Below are 18,589 nucleotides of genomic sequence, written 5' to 3'. Positions count from 1 at the left end.
TACTACGGGAGTGCGCGCGGGCCCGGCGTTCCTAGGGGGATTTCAGCCCTGCTCCAGCTCGGCGAGCATGGCTTCCAGGGCTTCCGGGTCGAGCTGGCTGGCGCTCGCCTCCACGATGGCCACCGTCATCACCTCCACGGTGGGGGACTCGAAGAGGGCGCGCATGGACAGCTCGACCTGGAAGGTCTCGCGGATGCGCGACAGCAGCTGCACGCCCAGCAGCGAGTGACCGCCCAGCTCGAAGAAGTTGTCGGTGATGCCCACGGACTCCACGCCCAGCAGGTCCTGCCAGAGCGCGGCGACCTTCTCCTCGGTCTCGTCGCGCGGGGCGACGAAGGCGTTGGCGAGCGGAGGACGCGGGTGTTTGCCACTGGCGCCGCCACCCGTGCGTGAGGCGGAGGTGCCGTCGCGAGCCACCTGGAGCCGCGCCTCCAGCGAGCCTCGGGACGCGAGGAAGCGTCCGCCGCTGGGCTGGGTGATGAGCGCGCGCAGGAGGCGGAAGCCCTCGGCGGGCGGGATGACGGCGTCGGGCCGGAAGCCCTCGCCCACGCCCCACACGTCCCAGTCCACGGTGTACCAGCGGGTGCCACCGAGCCGGGCCTGCCGGGCCGCCAGCGCGTCCATGCCGGCGTGCGCCGCCGCCACCGCGCTGACCGCCATGCCGCCCAGCACCACGGTGAGGGAGGACTGCACCACGACGAAGTCCGGACGCCGCGACGCCAGGGCCTCCGCCAGCTGCGTGAGGCCTCCGAAGCGGCCGGACAACAGCGGGGTGGTGGCCTCCGGCGTGGACTCGTCCACGGAGATGCGGGTGGCCATGCCGCCGTCGCCCGCCGCGTAGAAGACGCCGTCGACGCGGCCGAACCGGGCCTCCGCCACCTGGAGCGCCTTGTCGAGCTGACCGGCCACGCCCGCGTCCGCGCGCAGCGCCAGCACCTGCGCGCCCGCCTGCTCCAGCGCGCGCATGCGCTCGATGGCCTTGGACGTCGCGTCCTGGGCGTCATGGCCCGCGCGCCACGCGTCCCATTCGCCGGGGGCGGGGAGCGTGCGGCGCGACAGCAGCACGAGCTTCGGCTTCACCGCCTGCGTGAGCTGCTCCGCGAGCGCGAGCCCCACGCGGCCCAGGCCGCCGACGATGACGTAGACGCCGCCGTCCTTGAGGCCCGGGGCCTGCGCGGTGTCAGCGCCCGGAGCGCCCGGGACCTCGATGGTCTCGAACGCCTCCACGTGGCGGTACGGGCCGCGCAGCGCGACCACCGCTTCCTTGCCGGTGGCCAGCTCCGTCACCAGCCGCTCCAGCCACGGGCCGGACGCGGACTCCTCCGGCGCGGGCCAGGTGACGTCGACGGCGCGCACGGTGAGGCCGGGGTACTCCTGCGGCAGCACGCGGCTCGCGCCCACGGCGGCCGCCTGCCAGGGCAGCAGCGGCTCCTCGCCCGTGACGTCCTGGGCTCCGGTGGTCACCACGTCCAGCGTCACGGGCGCCTTCGCCGCGCCCGGGCCCACCGCCTTCGCCACCGCGAGCAGCCCGTGGAACGACGCCGCGAGCCCCGACTCCAGGTCGCGCGACTCCTTCACCAGCGGCCACAGGTACGCGACGTGCGCGGGCGTCCAGTCCTCCCCGCGCAGCCGCTCCAGGTGCTCGCTCACCGCGTCGGGCGAGGCCGCGTCCACGGCGAAGCGCTTCGTCACCGGATCCGACGCGCCCTGGCCCGCGACGAGCGACACCACGTCCGCGCCCGCCTGACGCAGCCGCTCCGTCACGCGCGCAGCCACCGGCGTGTCCGCCTCCAGCACCAGCCAGCGCTGACCCGCCAGCGACGGGACCTGCGGCGAGGCGCGCGTGCGCGGCCACGACGGGACGGTCAGCTCCACGCCCTGCGCCGGCGTGCTCCGTGCTGCCGTGGCGGCGCGAGGCAGCGCGGGCGGCGGACCCTTGAGCAGGTCGTAGCGCTCGCGCTGGAAGGGATAGGCGGGCAGGGGGATGCGGCGGCGGGACTCGCCCTTGTAGACGCGGCCGGCGGTCGTCTTCGCGCCCGCGAGCCACAGCTTCGCGAACGCGTCCGTGGCGTGCGTGAGCGCGTCCTGCTGGGCGTCGCGCGGCGCGGGCAGCGTCGTGAGGATGGCCGGGAACGTGCCCTCCTTCGCGTTGCGGCGCACCAGCGTGGCCAGCGCGTTGCCGGGACCGACCTCCAGGAAGACGTGCTCGGGGTCGTTCAACAGCAGCGTCGCCGAGTCCTGGAAGCGCACGGCGTCGCGCAGGTGGCGGGCCCAGTACGCCGGGCTCACCGCGTCCTCGGGCGTCACCCGGGTGCCGGTGACGTTGGACAGGTAGAGGTCCTTCGGCTCCTTGCGCGCGACCTTCGCCACCGCCTGGCGGAACTCCTCCACGATGGGGTCCATCATCGTGGAGTGGAAGGCGTGCGACGTGTGCAGCCGCGACACCTCCACCTTCTGGGCCTCCAGCTTCGCCTGGAGCGCGTCCACCGCGTCGGTGGGGCCCGCGACGACGGTGAAGCCCGGAGCGTTGACGGCGGCCACGGAGATGCGCGCGTCCATCAGCGGCGTCAGCGCCTCCGGCGTCAGCCGCACGGACAACATGGAGCCCGCGGGCAGCGACTGCATCAGCCGGCCGCGCGTGGCCACCAGCGCCAGCGCGTCGTCCAGCGAGAACACGCCCGACAGGCACGCGGCCACGTACTCACCGATGCTGTGGCCCACCATCGCCTGCGGCGTCACGCCCCAGGACGCCCACAGCTTCGCCAGCGCGTACTCGATGACGAACAGCGCGGGCTGCGTGAGGGACGTCTGCTTGAGCTGCTCCGTGGCCTTCTCGCGCCCGTCCGCGGGCGGATAGAGCACCGTGCGCAGGTCCAGCCCCAGGTGCGGCTTCAGCTTCTCCGCGCACGCGTCCACCTCCGTGCGGAAGACGGGCTCCTGCTCGTAGAGCCCCCGGCCCATGTCCACGTACTGCGAACCCTGGCCGGAGAAGAGGAACACCACCGGCCGGCGCGTGTTGGGGCCGGAGCCGCCCAGCAGGCGCCGCGCGTCCCGCAGCGCCGCCTTCGCGTCCGCGACGTCCTTCACCACCACCGCGCGGCGGTGCTCGTGGATGTGACGGCCCACCTGGAGCGTGTAGGCCACGTCCGCCAGGGACACGTCCGGCTTCGCGTCCAGGTGCGCGGCCAGTTGCTCCGTCGCCGCGTCCAGCGCCGCGGGCGTGCGGGCGGACAGGGGCAGCACGTGCCACGCGCGGCGCGATGGCGCGGGAGCCGCGGTCTTCGGCGCCTCCTCCAGGATGACGTGCGTGTTGGTGCCGCCGATGCCGAAGGCGCTCACGCCCGCGCGGCGCGGCCCGTTCGCGGACGTCCACGGCCGGGGCTGCGAGGGCACGAAGAAGGGCCCCGCGTCGAAGTCGATGACGGGGTTGGGCTGCTGGAAGTGGGGGCTCGCGGGAATCTCGCCGTGCTCCATGGCGAGCACCGTCTTCACCACGCCCGCGATGCCGGCCGCCGCGTCCAGGTGGCCGATGGCCGCCTTGAGCGAGCCCAGCGCCACGCGCTTCTGGCCCGTCTCCTTGCCGCCGAAGGCCTGGTTGAGCGCGGCCACCTCTATCGGGTCGCCCAGCGGGGTGCCCGTCGCGTGGGCCTCCACGTACTGGATGTCGTCCGGCGTGACGCCGGAGATGGCGAGCGCCTCCGCGATGACCGCGGCCTGGCCCTCCACGCTGGGCGCGGTGAAGCCCACCTTGCCCGCGCCGTCGTTGTTCACCGCCGTGCCCAGCAGCACGCCGTGGATGGTGTCGCCGTCCTTCAGCGCGTCCGACAGCCGCTTGAGCACCACGACCGCCGCGCCCGCGCCGCGCACGGTGCCGTTGGCCTTCGCGTCGAACGCGCGGCAGTAGCCGTCCGGCGAGAAGATCATCCCCTCCTGGTAGAGGTAGCCCGCCGTCTGCGGGAAGGACACGGACGAGCCGCCCGCGAGCGCCATGTCGCTCTCGCCGGACAGCAGGCTCTGGCACGCCAGGTGGAGCGCCACCAGCGAGCTGGAGCACGCCGTCTGCACCGTCGCCGCGGGGCCGCGCAGGCCCAGCCGGTGGGACACGCGCGTGGCCACGTAGTCCTTGTCGTTGGCCAGCATCACGCCGAACGAACCGGCCGCGTCCATCAGGTCCGGCTGCCGCATCAGCGCGCGCAGCAGGTACGAGCTCAGGCTCACGCTCGCGTAGACGGCCACCGCGCCCTTGAAGCGCAGCGGGTCATAGCCGGCGTTGTCCAGCGACTCCCACGCGCACTCCATGAAGATGCGCTGCTGGGGGTCCATCAGCTCCGCCTCGCGCGGGCTGTAGCCGAAGAGGCCCGCGTCGAACTCCGTGGCGCCTTCCAGCACGTAGCTGGAGCGCACCCACTGCGGATGGGCGCGCAGGGCCTGCGGAACGCCCGCGTCGTCCAGCTCCGCGTCCGTGGGCACGCGTCGCGCGTCGCCGCCGCGCCGGAGCATCTCCCAGAAGCCCTCCAGCGTCTTCGCACCCGGGAAGCGGCCCGCCAGGCCGACGATCGCGATGCGCTCCTCGCCACCACCCACTGCGTCACTCATCCGCGTCTCCATCCGTTTCCACCCGACCGCGCGAGGCTCCCGCGCGGCGGTTGACCGTGCGTCGCGCCTCGGCACGGGAGCGGCCCGCCTGCGCCGCGTCCTCCGAGGGCGTGTCCTCCCGGCGCGACAGCCGCGCCGCCAGTGCCCGCACGGTGGGGTACTGGAAGAGGTCCGTCAGCGCCAGCGTCACGCCGAGTTCCGCCGTGAGCCGCCGGTGCAACTGGAGCGCGAGCAGCGAATTGCCACCCAGCTCGAAGAAGGGGTCGTCCAGGCCCACCCGCTCCACGTGGAGCAGGTCCTTCCACGCCTGGGCGATCTGCTGCTCGATGGCCGTCCCCGGCGCCACGAAGGGGCGCGCCGGATCCGTCCCGCCTGCTTCCGGCGCGGGCAGCGCCTTGCGGTCCGCCTTGCCGTTGGGGCTGAGCGGCATGCGCTCCAGCACCACGACGTTGGACGGGACCATGTACTCGGGCAGCCGCTCCAGCAGGAAGCTGCGCAGCGCCGCCGCCTCCGGCTTGGCGTCCTTGCCGGTGACGTAGGCCACCAGCCGCTTCTGGCCCGGCCGGTCCTCGCGCGCGAGCACCACCGCCTGGCGCACCGTGGGGTGCTTCTCCAGCGACGACTCAATCTCGCCCAGCTCGATGCGCAGGCCGCGGATCTTGACCTGGAAGTCCGCGCGGCCCAGGTATTCGATTTCGCCGTCCGGCAGCCACCGCGCCACGTCGCCCGTGCGGTACATGCGCGCGCCCGGCACCGTCGCGTAGGGGTCGGGGATGAAGCGCTCGGCCGTCAGCGAGGGCCGCGCGAGGTACCCGCGTCCCACCTGCACGCCGCCGATATACAGCTCGCCCGCCGCGCCCTGCGGCACCGGCTGGAGCTCCGCGTCCAGGATGCGGATTTGCGTGTTGTCCACCGGCCGGCCAATGGGCACGGAGCGGCGGCCGTCGTTCGCCTTGCACGCGTGGAACGTCACGTCCACCGCGGCCTCGGTGGGGCCGTAGAGGTTGTGCAGCCCCGCGCCGGGCAGCGTGCGCAGGCACAGCTCCTTCAGCTCCAGGGGCAGCGCCTCACCGCTGCACACCACGCGCTGGAGTGACGTGCACTCCGCCACGCCCGGCTCGTCCAGGAAGGCCTGGAGCATGGAGGGCACGAAGTGCAGCGTGGTGACGGACGCGGAGGCAATCAGCGCCTTCAAGTAACCCGGGTCCTGGTGTCCGCCGGGCTTCGCGACCACCAGCTTCGCGCCCGTCATCAGCGGCCAGAAGAACTCCCAGACGGACACGTCGAAGCTGAACGGCGTCTTCTGGAGCACCACGTCCCGAGGCGTGAGCTGGTAGGCGGACTGCATCCACAAGAGGCGGTTCACCACCGGGCCGTGCGCGTTCATCGCGCCCTTGGGGCGGCCCGTGCTGCCGGACGTGAAGATGATGTACGCCAGCGAGTCCGGCGTGGCGGAGGGCACGGGCGCGGTGGTGGGCTCGCGGGCAATGTCCTCCCAGCCCGTGTCCAGCTTCACCACCTTCGCGTCCGACGCCGGCAGCCGCGACAACAGCCGCTCCTGCACCAGCAGCACCGGCGGACGTGCGTCCTCCAGCATCCAGCCCAGGCGCTCCTGCGGGTAGCCCGGGTCCAGCGGCACATAGGCGCCGCCCGCCTTCAGCGTGCCCAGCAGGCCCACCACCATCTCCAGCGACCGCTCCACGCACAGGCCCACGCGGACTTCCGGCCCCACGCCGTGCTTGCGCAGCGCGTGCGCCAGCTGGTTCGCGCGGGCGTCCAGCTCCCGGTAGGTGAGGCGGCTGCCCTCGAACTCCAGGGCGACGGCGTCCGGCGTGCGCGCCACCTGCGCCTCGATGAGCGACGTGAGCGTCGCGTCCTTCGGGTGCGTGACGGCGGTGTCGTTCCAGTCCTTCAGCACGCGCTGGCGCTCGGCGGAAGGCAGGAGCGGCAGGCGGGAGATGGGCAGGTCCGGCTGCGCGGCGATGCCTTCCAGCAGCGTGAGGTAGTGGCCCAGGAGCCGCTCCGCCGTGGAGCGCTCGAAGAGGTCGGTGCTGTACTCGGCGGTGACGCGCAGGCCCTGCGGCAGGTCCACCAGCAGGAGCGACAGGTCGTACTTCGTCGTGCCGGTGTCCACCGGCTTCGCCTCCATCAGCACGCCCGGGGCCTCCAGGGCCGGCATGGGCGCGTTCTGCAGGACGAACATCACCTGGAAGATGGGCGAGTGGCTGAGGTGCCGCTCCGGCTTGAGCGCGTCCACCAGCCGCTCGAAGGGGATGTCCTGGTGCGCGTACGCGTCCAGCGTGGACTCGTGCACGCGGCGCAGCAGCTCCTTGAACGTGGGCTTGCCGGACAGGTCCGAGCGCAGCGCCAGCATGTTCACGAACAGGCCGATGAGCCCCTCCACCTCCGCGCGCGGACGGCCCGCGATGGGCGTGCCCACCACGATGTCGTCCTGTCCGGTGTAGCGCGACAGCAGCACGTTGAACGCGGACAGCAGCGTCACGAAGAGGGTGCGGCCCTCGCGCTGGCCCAGCGCCTTGAGGGCGTTGGTGAGGGCGGGGGACAGGTGCATCACCTGCCGCTCGCCCTTGGAGCTCATCAGCGCCGGGCGCGGCTTGTCCTGGGGCAGCTCCAGCAGCGCGTGGGGGTTGAGGCGGTTCTTCCAGTAGGTGAGCTGGCGCTCCAGCTCCGCGCCCTGGAGCCAGTCCTTCTGCCACACCGCCCAGTCCGCGTACTGGAGCGGCAGGGGCTTGAGCGGCGAGGGCTGGCCCTCCAGGCACGCGCGGTACAGCACCGCCAGCTCGTGCACGAGCACGCCCATGGACCAGCCGTCGGAGACGATGTGGTGCTGATCCACCAGCAGCACCTGCTCGCCGTTGCCCAGCAGCATCAGCACCGCGCGCAAGAGCGGCCCCTGCTCCAGGCTGAAGGGCTGCTGCGCGAGCGCCACCACGCGCCGCTGCGCTTCGGCCTCACGCTCGGACGCCGGCAGGCCCTGGAGGTCCATCACCTCCAGCGGCACCTCGCCCGTGGAGGCGATGATCTGCACGGCGCCGCCCTCGCGCTCCTGGAAGGTGGTGCGCAGCGTGTCGTGCCGCTCCACCAGCAGGGCCAGCGCGCGGCGCAGCGCGTCCGTGTCCACGGTGCCCGTCAGGCGCACCGCGGTGGGCATGTGGAACGCCGCGCTGCCGGGGCTCCACTTGTCCAGGAACCACATCCGCTCCTGCGCGAAGGACAGGGGCGCCTGCTTCGAGGCAGGGCGCGACTTGTCCTTCAGCAGCTGCGCCAGGCGTGCTCGCTTCTCTTCGGGCGTCATGTTCAGGCCGCGTCCTCGCTGCTGCTGCTATCGCCACCGTCACCGCCGCCCGCGTCTTCCAGCACCGCGAGCAGCTCCGCCACCTGTTCGTCGGAGAGCTGGTCCATGTTCTCCAGCAGCTTCTCCGCCTCCGCCGCGCTCACCTTCTGCTTCGCGGCGGGCGTGGCCACCTGCACGGACACCGGGGCCGGCGCGGGCGTGGCGCCCTCCACCGAGTAGCCCAGCCGCTCAATCACCGCGTGCGTGGAGGCGTCGAAGGCGCGGGGCCACTTGATGCGCTTCCAGGACTCGCCCATCTTCTTCTCGATGCCCTGGTGCTGGAGGATGTTGGGGTCGCCCAGGCCACCCATCATGCGGTCCTTCTTGCCGTCGTACGGCTGGACCATGCGCTCGTCGAACTCGAGCCCCAGGAATTGGGCCACGCCGGTCATCACCTTCGTCGGGTCCGCGACCAGGTCCTCGTAGCGGACCCAGTGGCAGCGCTCACGGCCGATGCCGTCGAAGAAGTTGAGCAGGTTCCGGTTGGACAGGGCCCACACCGTCTCCGCCACCACGTAGGGGTCCACGTCCGCGTCGCCGAAGAGGCCGGCGGCGAAGAGGCGGTCGAAGCGCATCCGGAGGATGGACTCCATCACCGGGAGCGGGTGGCGGTAGAGGTAGATGTACTTGTTGCCCTCGAACATCCGCTCCGCGCGCTCCAGCGTCTCCACGTCCATGGCGTACGTGGGCGTCTTGTCCACGAGCAACCGGGGCGCGGACTTCTCCTGGAGGCGGCGGTAGACGTCCTGCGCGGACAGGTCATCCGCGACCAGCCGGTCCACCAGCGCGGCGCCGGCGGGCGAGTCCAGCTTCTCCAGCTCCATGAGGGCCCACTGCAGACCGCCCGTGGTCCACTCCATCTCGGAGCCGAAGCCGATGTTCTCGCGCCACTCGCGCATGCCCTCGAAGAAGAGCAGGTTCACTTCCGGCGGGCAGAACAGGCGGGGGTGTCCCGCGAGCATCACGCGGAACAGCGTGGAGCCCGCGCGCGGGCTGGAGTGCACGAACACCATGGGCGGGTTCTTCTTCGCCGTGTTGGTGCGCTGCACGCCGGACACCTGGGCGCGGTAGGGCTTGAGCGGGTACGCGGACAGCGGCTTGTTCTCCGCGAAGCGCTGCGGATCCTGCAGGCGGTCCATCTCCACGAGCAGGTACTTCGACAGCTCCGGGATGGACGGGTGCGCCTGCACCTCGTGCGGGTAGAGCTGGAACTTGAAGTCCTGCCGCAGGTCGTACTCCAGCTCCGCGCCCAGCGCGTGCAGGTCGTAGCCCTTGAGGCTGCCGTCGGCGGGCAGCTGGTCCTGGGGAATCCGCAGCCCCTCGGAGATGTGGTGGCGCAGGTACTCGGTGAGCAGGGCGGGACGCTCGGTGGGGAACGCGGTGCGCAGGCGCTCCGCGATGGGCTTCTCCGTGGAGGCCGCGCGCTTGCCCAGCTCCTGCTCCACGCGCCCGGCGACGCCGGCCACGGTGGGCGTCTCGAAGAGGCCGCGCAGCGACAGGTCCACCTTCAGCACCGCGTGGATGTGATTGCGCAGCTGCGTGGCCAGCAGCGAGTGGCCGCCCAGCTCGAAGAAGTTGTCGTTGATGCCGATGCCGTCGATGCCCAGCACCTGCTCCCAGATGCCCGCGACGGTCTTCTCCAGCTCCGTGCGCGGCGCGGCGTACGGCGTGAGGATGGAGGGGCGCGCGTGCTTGTTGCCCTTCGCCGCGTCCTTCTTGCCCTTCTCCGCCTTCGTGGCGCGCGGCCCCTGGCGCTGACGCGCGGCCAGGTTGCCCGTGGAGACGGCCAACTGGCCCTCGCCGTGAGACAGCGCGCGGCGCAGCGCCTCCAGGCCTTCCGCGGGCTGGATGGCGAACTGGGCCAGCGTGGGGGACAGCTCCGCCATGGCCTGCGCGTCCGCGAACTGCCACGCGTCCCAGTCCACGCTCAGCCACGGGTAGGCGAAGCCTTCCGTGCGCGCCTCCGCGAAGGCGTCCATGAAGGCGCTGGCGGAGGCCTGCGCCACCTGGCCCAGGCCACCCAGCACGGACGACAGCGACGACACGAGGAGGCAGAACGCGGGGCCTTCCTTGGGGAGCACCTCTTCCAGCACCCGCACGCCGTGCACCTGCGGGCGGAAGTGCCAGGCGCACTCCTCCGGGCCCGTCTCCGCGATGGTGCCCAGCGTGGCGCCCTGCATGCCGCCCGCCGCGTGGATGACGCCGTCGATGCGGCCGAAGCGCGCCACCGCCGCGTCCACCACGCCGCGCATGGCCTCCACGTCGGTGAGGGCCGCGGGCAGCACCAGCATCTCCACGCCGGTGCGCTCCAGGGCCAGCGCGCGCTGGATGCGGCGGGACACCGCGTCCTGCACGCCGTGCTTCTCCACCCACGCCGTCCACTGGCCGCGGCTGGGGAAGTCGGGCGTCTCCACCAGGGTCAGCTTCGCGTGGTGCACCGTGGCCAGCTCGGACGCCAGCGCATGGCCGATGCCCGTGAGGCCGTCGGTGATGAGGTACGCGCCGCCGTCGCGCAGCACCTCCGCGCCAGCCGCCTCCAGGCGCACGGGCTCGAAGGTCCGCACCCAGCGCTGGCGGCCACGCAGGGCCACCACCGCGTCACGCACTTCCGCGCGCAGCTCCGAGGCCAGCCGGTCCGCCACCGCGCCCGCGTCGCCGGGCACCACGTCCACGAAGCGGCAGGCGAGGTTCGGGTACTCCTGCGGCAGCACGCGCGTGGGGCCCACCAGCAGGGCCTGCTCCGGCAGATGTGAATCCGCCTGCTCCACGCGGGCGGAGCGGCTGGTCACCACGGACCAGGTGAGGGGCTCCAGGTGGCCCGTCTCGCTCAGGGCGCGGGCGAGGAACAGCTGGCTGTGGAAGCCCAGGCCCAGCGCCTTCTCCTGCGACGCGGGCTCGCGCGACAGGCTCCACAGGTGCACCACGTTCGCGAACGCGCGGCCCTGCTTCTTCAGCGCCTCCAGCACCGCGCAGTAGTCCTCGCGGCGCGCCGGATCCACCGTGAACGTGCCGTCCGCGCGCTGCTCGAAGCGCGCGCCGGGGAGGACGCGGAAGACGTCCCCGCCCAGCTTCGACGCCAGGGCCTCCGCCACGCCGGTGTCGTCCGCGAACACGAGCCAGCCCGCGCCCGCCGCGTCCTTCGCCTTGGGCAGCGGGGACAGCTTCCACGACGGCGCGTAGAACCAGTCCGCCACGTCCGCGCGCTTCGCCAGCGACGCGGGCGCGTCCGCGCGGGCCCCGCCGCCCAGCGGCTTCGCGTCGATCCAGTAGCGCTCGCGCTGGAACGGGTAGGTGGGCAGCGGCACGCGGCGGCGCTGCTCGTTCGCCGCGAAGCCCTTCCAGTCCACGGTCACGCCGCCCAGCCACAGCCGGGCCAGTGCGCCCAGGAGCACCTGGAGGTCCGGCGTCTGCTCGCGCGGGTGGCGCGTGGAGGCGATGAGCACGCGGCCCTCCGCGCCCGGCTGTTGCTTCGCGAGCGTGGTGAGCACCGTGCCCGGGCCCACCTCCAGCAGCGCCGCCTGCGGCCACTTGCGCGACAGCTCCTGGAGGCCCGCGGAGAAGCGCACGGCCTGGCGCAGGTGCGTGGCCCAGTAGTTCGGGTCCGTCGCCTGCGCGGCTTCAATCCAGGTGCCCGTCACGTTGGACAGGAAGGGCAGGCCAGGCGCGTTGAGCTTCACCTGCCGCACGCGCGCGGTGAAGGGCGCGAGGATGGGGTCCATCATCGCGGAGTGGAACGCATGCGACGTGTGCAGCCGCGACACCTCCACGCCCAGGCCCTCCAGCTTCGCCTGGAGCGCGTCCACCGCGTCGGTGGGGCCCGCGACCACGGTGAAGCCCGGCGCGTTCACGGCCGCCACGCTGACGCTCGCGGGGAGCAGCGGCTTGAGCGCGGACTCCTCCAGCTTCGCGGACAGCATGGAGCCCGCGGGCAGGGACTGCATCAGCTTGCCGCGCGCGGCCACCAGCGCCAGCGCGTCGTCCAGGGTGAACACGCCCGCGAGGCACGCGGCCACGTACTCACCGATGCTGTGCCCCAGCATCGCGGAGGGCTTCACGCCCCAGGCCATCCACAGCTTCGCCAGCGCGTACTCCACGGCGAAGAGCGCGGGCTGCGTCAGCTCCGTGCGCGTCAGCGCCTGCGTCGCGGCCTCCGCCTTGGACGCCTCCGGGAAGAGGACCGTGCGCAGGTCCAGGCCCAGGTGCGACGTCAGCTTGTCCGCGCACGCATCCAGGTGCCGCTTGAAGGTGGGCTCGGACGCGTACAGGTCGCGCGCCATGCCCACGTACTGCGAGCCCTGGCCGGGGAACAGGAAGGCCACCGGCCGCTCGTGCACGTCCGGCGTCTGCGTCCACAGGCGGGGGCTGCCCTCCACGTCCAGCGCGGCCATCGCGTCGTCGCGGTCGCGGCACACCAGCACGCGCCGCTTCGCCATGGCCTGACGGCCCGTCTGGAGCGTGAAGGCCACGTCCGCCAGCGCCTGCGCGGGGTGCGCCTTCAGGTGCGCGGCCAGGTTCTTCGTCGCCGCGTCCAGCGCCGCGTCGCTCTTCGCGGACAGCACCAGGAGCTGCGCGGGCCGGGACGCACCGGAGGCCGGGAGGACGGGGGCCTCTTCCAGCACGACGTGCGCGTTGGTGCCGCCCACGCCGAAGGAGCTCACGCCCGCGCGGCGCGGGTGCTTGGGGTTCGCCTGCCAGTCCGTGAGCTTCGTGTTGACGAAGAACGGACCGCCCGCGAACGGAATCTCCGGGTTCACCTCCGACACGTGGAGGCTGGGCGGAATCTGCCGGTTCTCCAGCGTCAGCACGGCCTTGATGAGGCTGGACACGCCGGCCGCGTTGGCCAGGTGGCCGATGTTGCTCTTGAGCGAGCCCACCGGAATCTTCGGCGGGGCCGCCTTGGCCGCCGCGGAGCGGAACTTGAAGGCCTTGTTGAGGGCACGCACCTCGATGGGGTCACCCATCTTCGTGCCGGTGCCGTGCGCCTCCACGTAGCCGATGGTCTCCGGGGCCACGCCCGCGGCGCCCAGGGCTTCCGTGATGACGGTGGCCTGGCCCTCCACGCTGGGGGCGGTGAAGCCCACCTTCAGCGCGCCGTCGTTGTTGATGGCGGAGCCCTTGATGATGGCGTGGATGTGGTCGCCGTCCTGGATGGCGTCCGCCAGCCGCTTGAGCACCACCACGCCCACGCCGCTGCCGAACACCGTGCCCTCCGCCTTCGCGTCGAACGCGCGGCAGTGGCCATCCGGGGACACGATGCCGCCGGGCACGAAGGGGTAGCCCTCCGGGTGCTTCACGTGCACGGACACGCCGCCCGCGAGCGCCAGGTCGCACTCTTCATTCAAGAGGCTCTGGCAGGCCGCGTGCGTGGCCACGAGCGACGTGGAGCACGCGCTGGTGATGGAGTAGCTGGGGCCGCGCAGGTTGAGCTTGTACGCGACGCGGGTGGCCAGGAAGTCGCCACCGTTGTTCACGTCCACCTGCACCTGGTCCATGCCGCTCAGCTGGTCGAAGTTGGGGACCAGGTGGAAGACCAGGTACGTGTTGGTGGCCGCGCCCGCGAACACGCCAATGGAGCCGTCGAAGCCCTCCGGCGTGTGGCCCGCCTTCTCCAGCGCCTCCCACGCGCACTCCAGGAAGACGCGGTGCTGCGGGTCCATCAGCTCCGCCTCGCGGGGCGTGAAGCCGAAGAAGCCCGCGTCGAACAGCTCCATGCCGGCGAGCGCGGCGCTGGCCTTCACGTGGCGCGGGTCCTTGCGCAGGACGGGGTCCACGCCCAGCTTCTCCAGCTCCGCGTCGGGCACGGGCTGGATGGACTCCACGCCGTCGCGCAGGTTCTTCCAGAAGGAGGCCAGGTCGGGGGCGCCGGGGAAACGTCCGGCCATGCCGACGATGGCGATGGCCTGCGCGTCGATGTTCGTGTCAGCGGACATGGGGTGTGCTCGGGCTTCGAAAGGTGGGGGGAGGGGACGGCTACTCCTCGTCGGAGGCGCTGTCGCCCTGACGGTTCGCGCGGCGCGCGCGGCGGCGCTCCCCGCGGCTGAGCGCCTCGGTCTCCTCGGGCGCGGGTTCCGTGTCCTCGGTGCCGCTGGCGGACTTGAGCAGCTTCGCCAGCGCCCCCACGGTGGGGCCTTCGTAGAGGGTGACGGCCGGCAGCGCGACGCCGAACTGCTCGCGCACGCGGGCAATCAGCTTCACGCCGACGAGCGAGTTGCCACCCAGCTCGAAGAAGTTGTCGTGCACGCCGACCTGGTCGATGCCCAGCGTCGTCTGCCACAGGTGGGCGATCTTCTCCTCCAGCGCGTCGCGCGGCGGCACGTAGGCGTTCTGGAGCGTGGGCCGCGGCGTGGTGCCCAGGGACGACCCCGCCTCCTGCTTCACCTCCGCCTTCTGCTCCGAGGCGGCCGGCTGGGCCCACTTGCGCGCGCGGGCGCGCAGGTTGCTCGTGGACACGGCCACGTGCGACACGGCGCCCAGCTGGAAGAGCTGCTCGAAGGCGTCCTCGCCCTCCGCGGAGGTGATGGCCAGCGCGCCGAACGGGCTCTGCGCGCCGCCCGCGCGGGACTCGTACTGCCACGCGTCCCAGCCCACGCTCATCCACGGCACCGGCGACGTCTGCGCCTGCTTCGTGGCGAACGCGTCCATGAAGGACGTGGCCGCCGAGTACGACGCCAGCCCCAAACCACCCAGCACCGCCGCCAGCGACGACGACAGCACGCAGAAGTCCAGCGAGCGCCCGCGCACCGCCTCCTCCAGCGCGTACAGCCCGCGCACGCGGCCGTGGAAGGTGTCGCGCACGTCCTCCGGCCGGGTGTCCGGGATGGCGCGGAAGAGCGCCTGCCCCACGTCACCCGCCGCGAACACCACGCCATGCAGCGAGCCGAAGTGCGTGAGCGCCTCGTCCACCGCGGCCTTCACCTGGACCTTGTTGCCCGCGTCCACGGACGTCACGTGCACCTGGGCGCCCAGCGCCTCCAGCTCCCGCACCTGACGGATGCGGCGGGAGACGGCGTCGTCCTCGCCATGGGCGGACAGGTGCGCGTCCCACTGCGAGCGCTCCGGCAGCGCCGTGCGGCCCGCGAGCACCAGCTTCGCCTTCGCACGCTTCGCGAGCGACTTCGCGTGGGAGAAGCCCAGCGTGCCGAAGCCGCCGATGAGCAGGTACACGCCCCCGTCGCGCAGCGGCAGCTGGGCGGAGCGCGGCGCGTCCGCCGGCACGTGCTCGAAGTGCTGCACCCAGCGGGCCCCGCCCCGGTACGCGATGACGGTCTCCAGCTTGGACGGCGTGGCGGCCTCGGACAGCAGCGCCTCCACCAGCGCCGTCTCCTGCCAGCTGCCGGAGGGCGGCAGGCGCACGTCCACGGCCTTCGCGGACAGGTGGCCGTACTCCTGCGGAATGACGCGCACCGGGCCCAGCACCGTGGCCAGCTCCGGGTTCGGCGCCTCGTCGCCCAGCGCCTGCATGCGGTTCGTCACGGCGACCAGCGACACGGGACGCGTGCCCGGCTGACGGCCCAGGGCCTGCGCCAGGGACAGCAGGCCCAGGAAGCCCTTGCCCAGCGCGGCCTCGAAGTCCGCCTCGCCGTGCGCGTCACCCAGGCCCAGCGTGCCCAGGTGCAGCACGTGGTCCGGCGCGCGGCCCTGCGCGCTGAGGGCCTCCAGCACCGAGGCCTCGCCGCCCAGCGCGAGCGACCAGTGGTGCTCGTCGTGCTTCGCGGTGACGGCGGCCGGGGTGATGCGCACCACGTCCTGACCGGCCTCGCCCAGCTTGAGCGCGAGCCGCGCGCCCAGGCCTTCGTTGGCGTCGTCCGGGAGCAGCAGCCACCAGGTGGCCTTCTTCTCGCTCCAGGCGCCCTGCGGCGACGGCAGCGCGCGCTGCCACGAGGGCAGGTAGAACCAGCGGGCCACCGGCTGCTTCTGGTCCGCGGAGGCCCACTCGGAGCGCTCGCCGTCGGCGGCGGTCTCCTTGCGCGGGTCCACCCAGTGCTTCTGACGCTCGAAGGGGGACGTGGGCAGCGCGATGCGGCGGCGCTTCTCCCCGCCCCGGAACGCGTCCCAGTCCGCCTCCACGCCCTCCAGCCACAGCCGGCCCAGCGTGCCCATCACGTGGTCCAGGTCCGCGACCTGCTCCTTCGGGTGGCGCAGCGAGTTGATCAGCGCGTGCTTCGCGCCCTTGTCCGGGTGCTGCCGCGCCAGGGTGACGAGCGTGTTGCCCGGGCCCACCTCCAGCAGGATGGCGTCGGACTCCTTGAGCAGCTCCGCCACGCCGTCCGCGAAGCGCACCGCGCCGCGCAGGTGCTTGGCCCAGTAGTCGGGGCTCGTGGCCTGTTCGGCCGTGGCCCAGGTGCCGGTGACGTTGGACAGGTAGGGCTTCGTCGGCGCCTTGCGGGCCACCTTGCGCACCGCCTCGCGGAACGCATCCAGGATGGGGTCCATCATCGCCGAGTGGAACGCGTGCGACGTGTGCAGCCGCGAGGAGGCCAGGCCCTGGAGCTTCAGCGTCTCCACGAACGCGTCCACCAGCGGCGTGGGGCCGGCGACGACGCACGTGGCCGGGCTGTTCACCGCCGCCACGGACAGGCCCTCCGGCAGCATGGGCGTGACGTGCTCTTCCGGCAGCGACACCGCGAGCATGGAGCCCGCGGGCAGCGACTGCATCAGCCGGCCGCGCGCGGCCACCAGCGCCAGCGCGTCGTCCAGGGTGAAGACGCCCGCGAGGCACGCGGCCACGTACTCACCGATGCTGTGGCCCACCATCGCGTGCGGCGTCACGCCCCACGACGCCCAGAGCTTCGCCAGCGCGTACTCGATGACGAACAGCGCGGGCTGCGTGAGCCCCGTCTGCTTGAGGCGCTCCGACGCCAGCTCGCGCGACTCCGCGGCCGGGTACAGCACCGTGCGCAGGTCCAGGCCCAGGTGCGGCTTGAGCTTCTCCGCGCAGGTGTCCACCTGGGCGCGGAAGGTGCTTTCCGTTTCGTACAGCTCGCGGCCCATGTCCACGTACTGCGAGCCCTGCCCGGAGAACATGAACATCACCGGACGGCCGCTGTTCTCCGCGGTGCCACTGAAGACGCGGCCCGGCGTGCGCTCCGCCAGCGCGGAGGCCAGCTCCGCCGTGGTGCGCGCCACCACCGCGCGCCGCTTGCCGAAGCGCTTGCGGCCCAGCTGGAGCGTGTACGCCACGTCCGCCAGGTCCACGCCGGGGTTCTCGCGCAGGTGCTCGGCCAGCCGGTCCGTGGCGACCTCCAGCGACTTCTCCGTGCGCGCGGACAGCAGCACCACCTGCGCGGGCAGGCGGGCCTTGTCGGTGGCGGGCAGCTCCGGCGCCTCCTCCAGGATGGCGTGCGCGTTGGTGCCGCCCATGCCCAGCGACGTGACGCCCGCGCGGCGCGGCGTCTCACCGCGGGGGAAGTCGCGCAGCTCCGTGTTCACGTAGAACGGGCTGTTGGGGAAGTCGCACGCGGGATTGGGCGTCTTGAAGTTGAGGCTGGGGGGAATGACCTTGTGGTGCAGCGTGAGGGCCGCCTTGATGAAGCCCACCGCGCCCGCCGCCGAGTCCAGGTGGCCGATGTTGCTCTTCACCGAGCCCAGCGCGCAGAAGTTCTTCTTGTCCGTGCCCTGACGGAAGGCCTGCGTGAGCGCCGCGACCTCAATCGGGTCACCGACCTTGGTCGCCGTGCCGTGGGCCTCCACGTAGCCGATGGAGTCCGGGTCCACGCCCGCCACAGCCTGCGCCAGCGCGATGACCTCCGCCTGGCCCGCGACGGCGGGGGCCATGTAGCTGACCTTCTGCGAGCCGTCGTTGTTCACCGCCGAGCCGCGCACCACCGCGTAGACGGTGTCGCCGTCCTTGAGCGCGTCCGACAGGCGCTTGAGCGCGACCACCGCCGCGCCGTGGCCGGCGACGAAGCCCGCGGCCTCCGCGTCGAAGGTGTGGCAGTGGCCGTCCGGCGCCGTGGTGCCACCCTCGTGGTACAGGTAGCCCGCCTTCTCCGGGAAGTGGATGGACACGCCACCGGCCAGCGCCATGTCGCACTCGAACGACAGGAGGCTCTGGCAGGCGTAGTGGATGCAGGTGAGCGACGTGGAGGACGAGGACTGGACCGTGACGGCCGGGCCCTTCAGGTCCATCCGGTACGCCACCTCCGTCGTGAGGCTGTCCTTGTCGTTGCCGATGGACGCCTGGAGGCTCTCCACCGACGCGACGTGCGCCAGGTGCGAGTACAGGTTGGAGAGCAGGTACGTGTTCATGCTCATGCCGCCGAACACGCCCACACGGCCGGGCTGGCGCTCCGGGCTGTAGCCGGCGCTCTCCATGGCCTCCCACGCGCACTCCAGGAAGACGCGGTGCTGCGGATCCATCAGCGCCGCCTCGCGGGGGTTCATCCCGAAGAAGGCCGCGTCGAACTGGTCCGTGTCGCCCAGCGTGCCGCGGGCCTTCACGTAGTTGGGCGCGCGGACCATGGCGGGGTCGGCGCCCTCCGCGATGAGCTCCTCGTCGGTGAAGAACGTGATGCTCTCCACGCCGCCGGTGAGGTTCTTCCAGAACTCGGCGATGGTCTTCGCGCCGGGAAGCCGGCCACCCAGGCCGATGACCGCGATGCCATCCACTTCGGGGGTGTCAGTGCTCATGGAGCCGTC

Annotated in this window: 4 protein-coding genes; all 4 read right to left on the bottom strand. The window is 72.4% G+C overall.

What is annotated here, in order from left to right:
• Positions 1 to 42: 42 nt before the first annotated feature.
• The 4 genes from NR792_RS15440 to NR792_RS15425 are packed head-to-tail and all read right to left on the bottom strand — an operon-like array spanning position 43 to position 18,580.
• Positions 43 to 4,596, bottom strand: a complete 4,554-nt coding sequence (locus tag NR792_RS15440; protein ID WP_375760790.1) for a beta-ketoacyl synthase N-terminal-like domain-containing protein — start codon at positions 4,594 to 4,596, stop codon at positions 43 to 45.
• Complete coding sequence (locus NR792_RS15435; RefSeq protein WP_375760789.1) at positions 4,589 to 7,912, bottom strand: amino acid adenylation domain-containing protein; 3,324 nt, start codon at positions 7,910 to 7,912, stop codon at positions 4,589 to 4,591. Before NR792_RS15435 ends, NR792_RS15440 begins: the two co-directional genes overlap by 8 nt.
• A gap of 2 nt (positions 7,913 to 7,914) precedes the next feature.
• Positions 7,915 to 13,881: a beta-ketoacyl synthase N-terminal-like domain-containing protein gene (locus tag NR792_RS15430; RefSeq protein WP_375760788.1), complete on the bottom strand. Its 5,967-nt coding sequence runs from the start codon at positions 13,879 to 13,881 to the stop codon at positions 7,915 to 7,917.
• Between the two features lie 40 nt (positions 13,882 to 13,921).
• Positions 13,922 to 18,580, bottom strand: a complete 4,659-nt coding sequence (locus tag NR792_RS15425) for a beta-ketoacyl synthase N-terminal-like domain-containing protein (protein WP_375760787.1) — start codon at positions 18,578 to 18,580, stop codon at positions 13,922 to 13,924.
• Between the last annotated feature and the right edge of the window lie 9 nt (positions 18,581 to 18,589).

Origin of the sequence: Corallococcus exercitus, assembly GCF_042231735.1 — a bacterium.
GTDB lineage: Bacteria > Myxococcota > Myxococcia > Myxococcales > Myxococcaceae > Corallococcus > Corallococcus exercitus_B.
Note: the sequence above shows the minus strand (reverse complement) of the source record. Positions and strands in the feature narration are given on the sequence as shown.

What these genes read in the sequence shown, in the direction of transcription:
- NR792_RS15440 (WP_375760790.1), bottom strand. Translation starts at nt 4,596, where the DNA reads ATGAGTGACGCAGTGGGTGGTGGCGAGGAGCGCATCGCGATCGTCGGC.
- NR792_RS15435 (WP_375760789.1), bottom strand. Translation starts at nt 7,912, where the DNA reads ATGACGCCCGAAGAGAAGCGAGCACGCCTGGCGCAGCTGCTGAAGGAC.
- NR792_RS15430 (WP_375760788.1), bottom strand. Translation starts at nt 13,881, where the DNA reads ATGTCCGCTGACACGAACATCGACGCGCAGGCCATCGCCATCGTCGGC.
- NR792_RS15425 (WP_375760787.1), bottom strand. Translation starts at nt 18,580, where the DNA reads ATGAGCACTGACACCCCCGAAGTGGATGGCATCGCGGTCATCGGCCTG.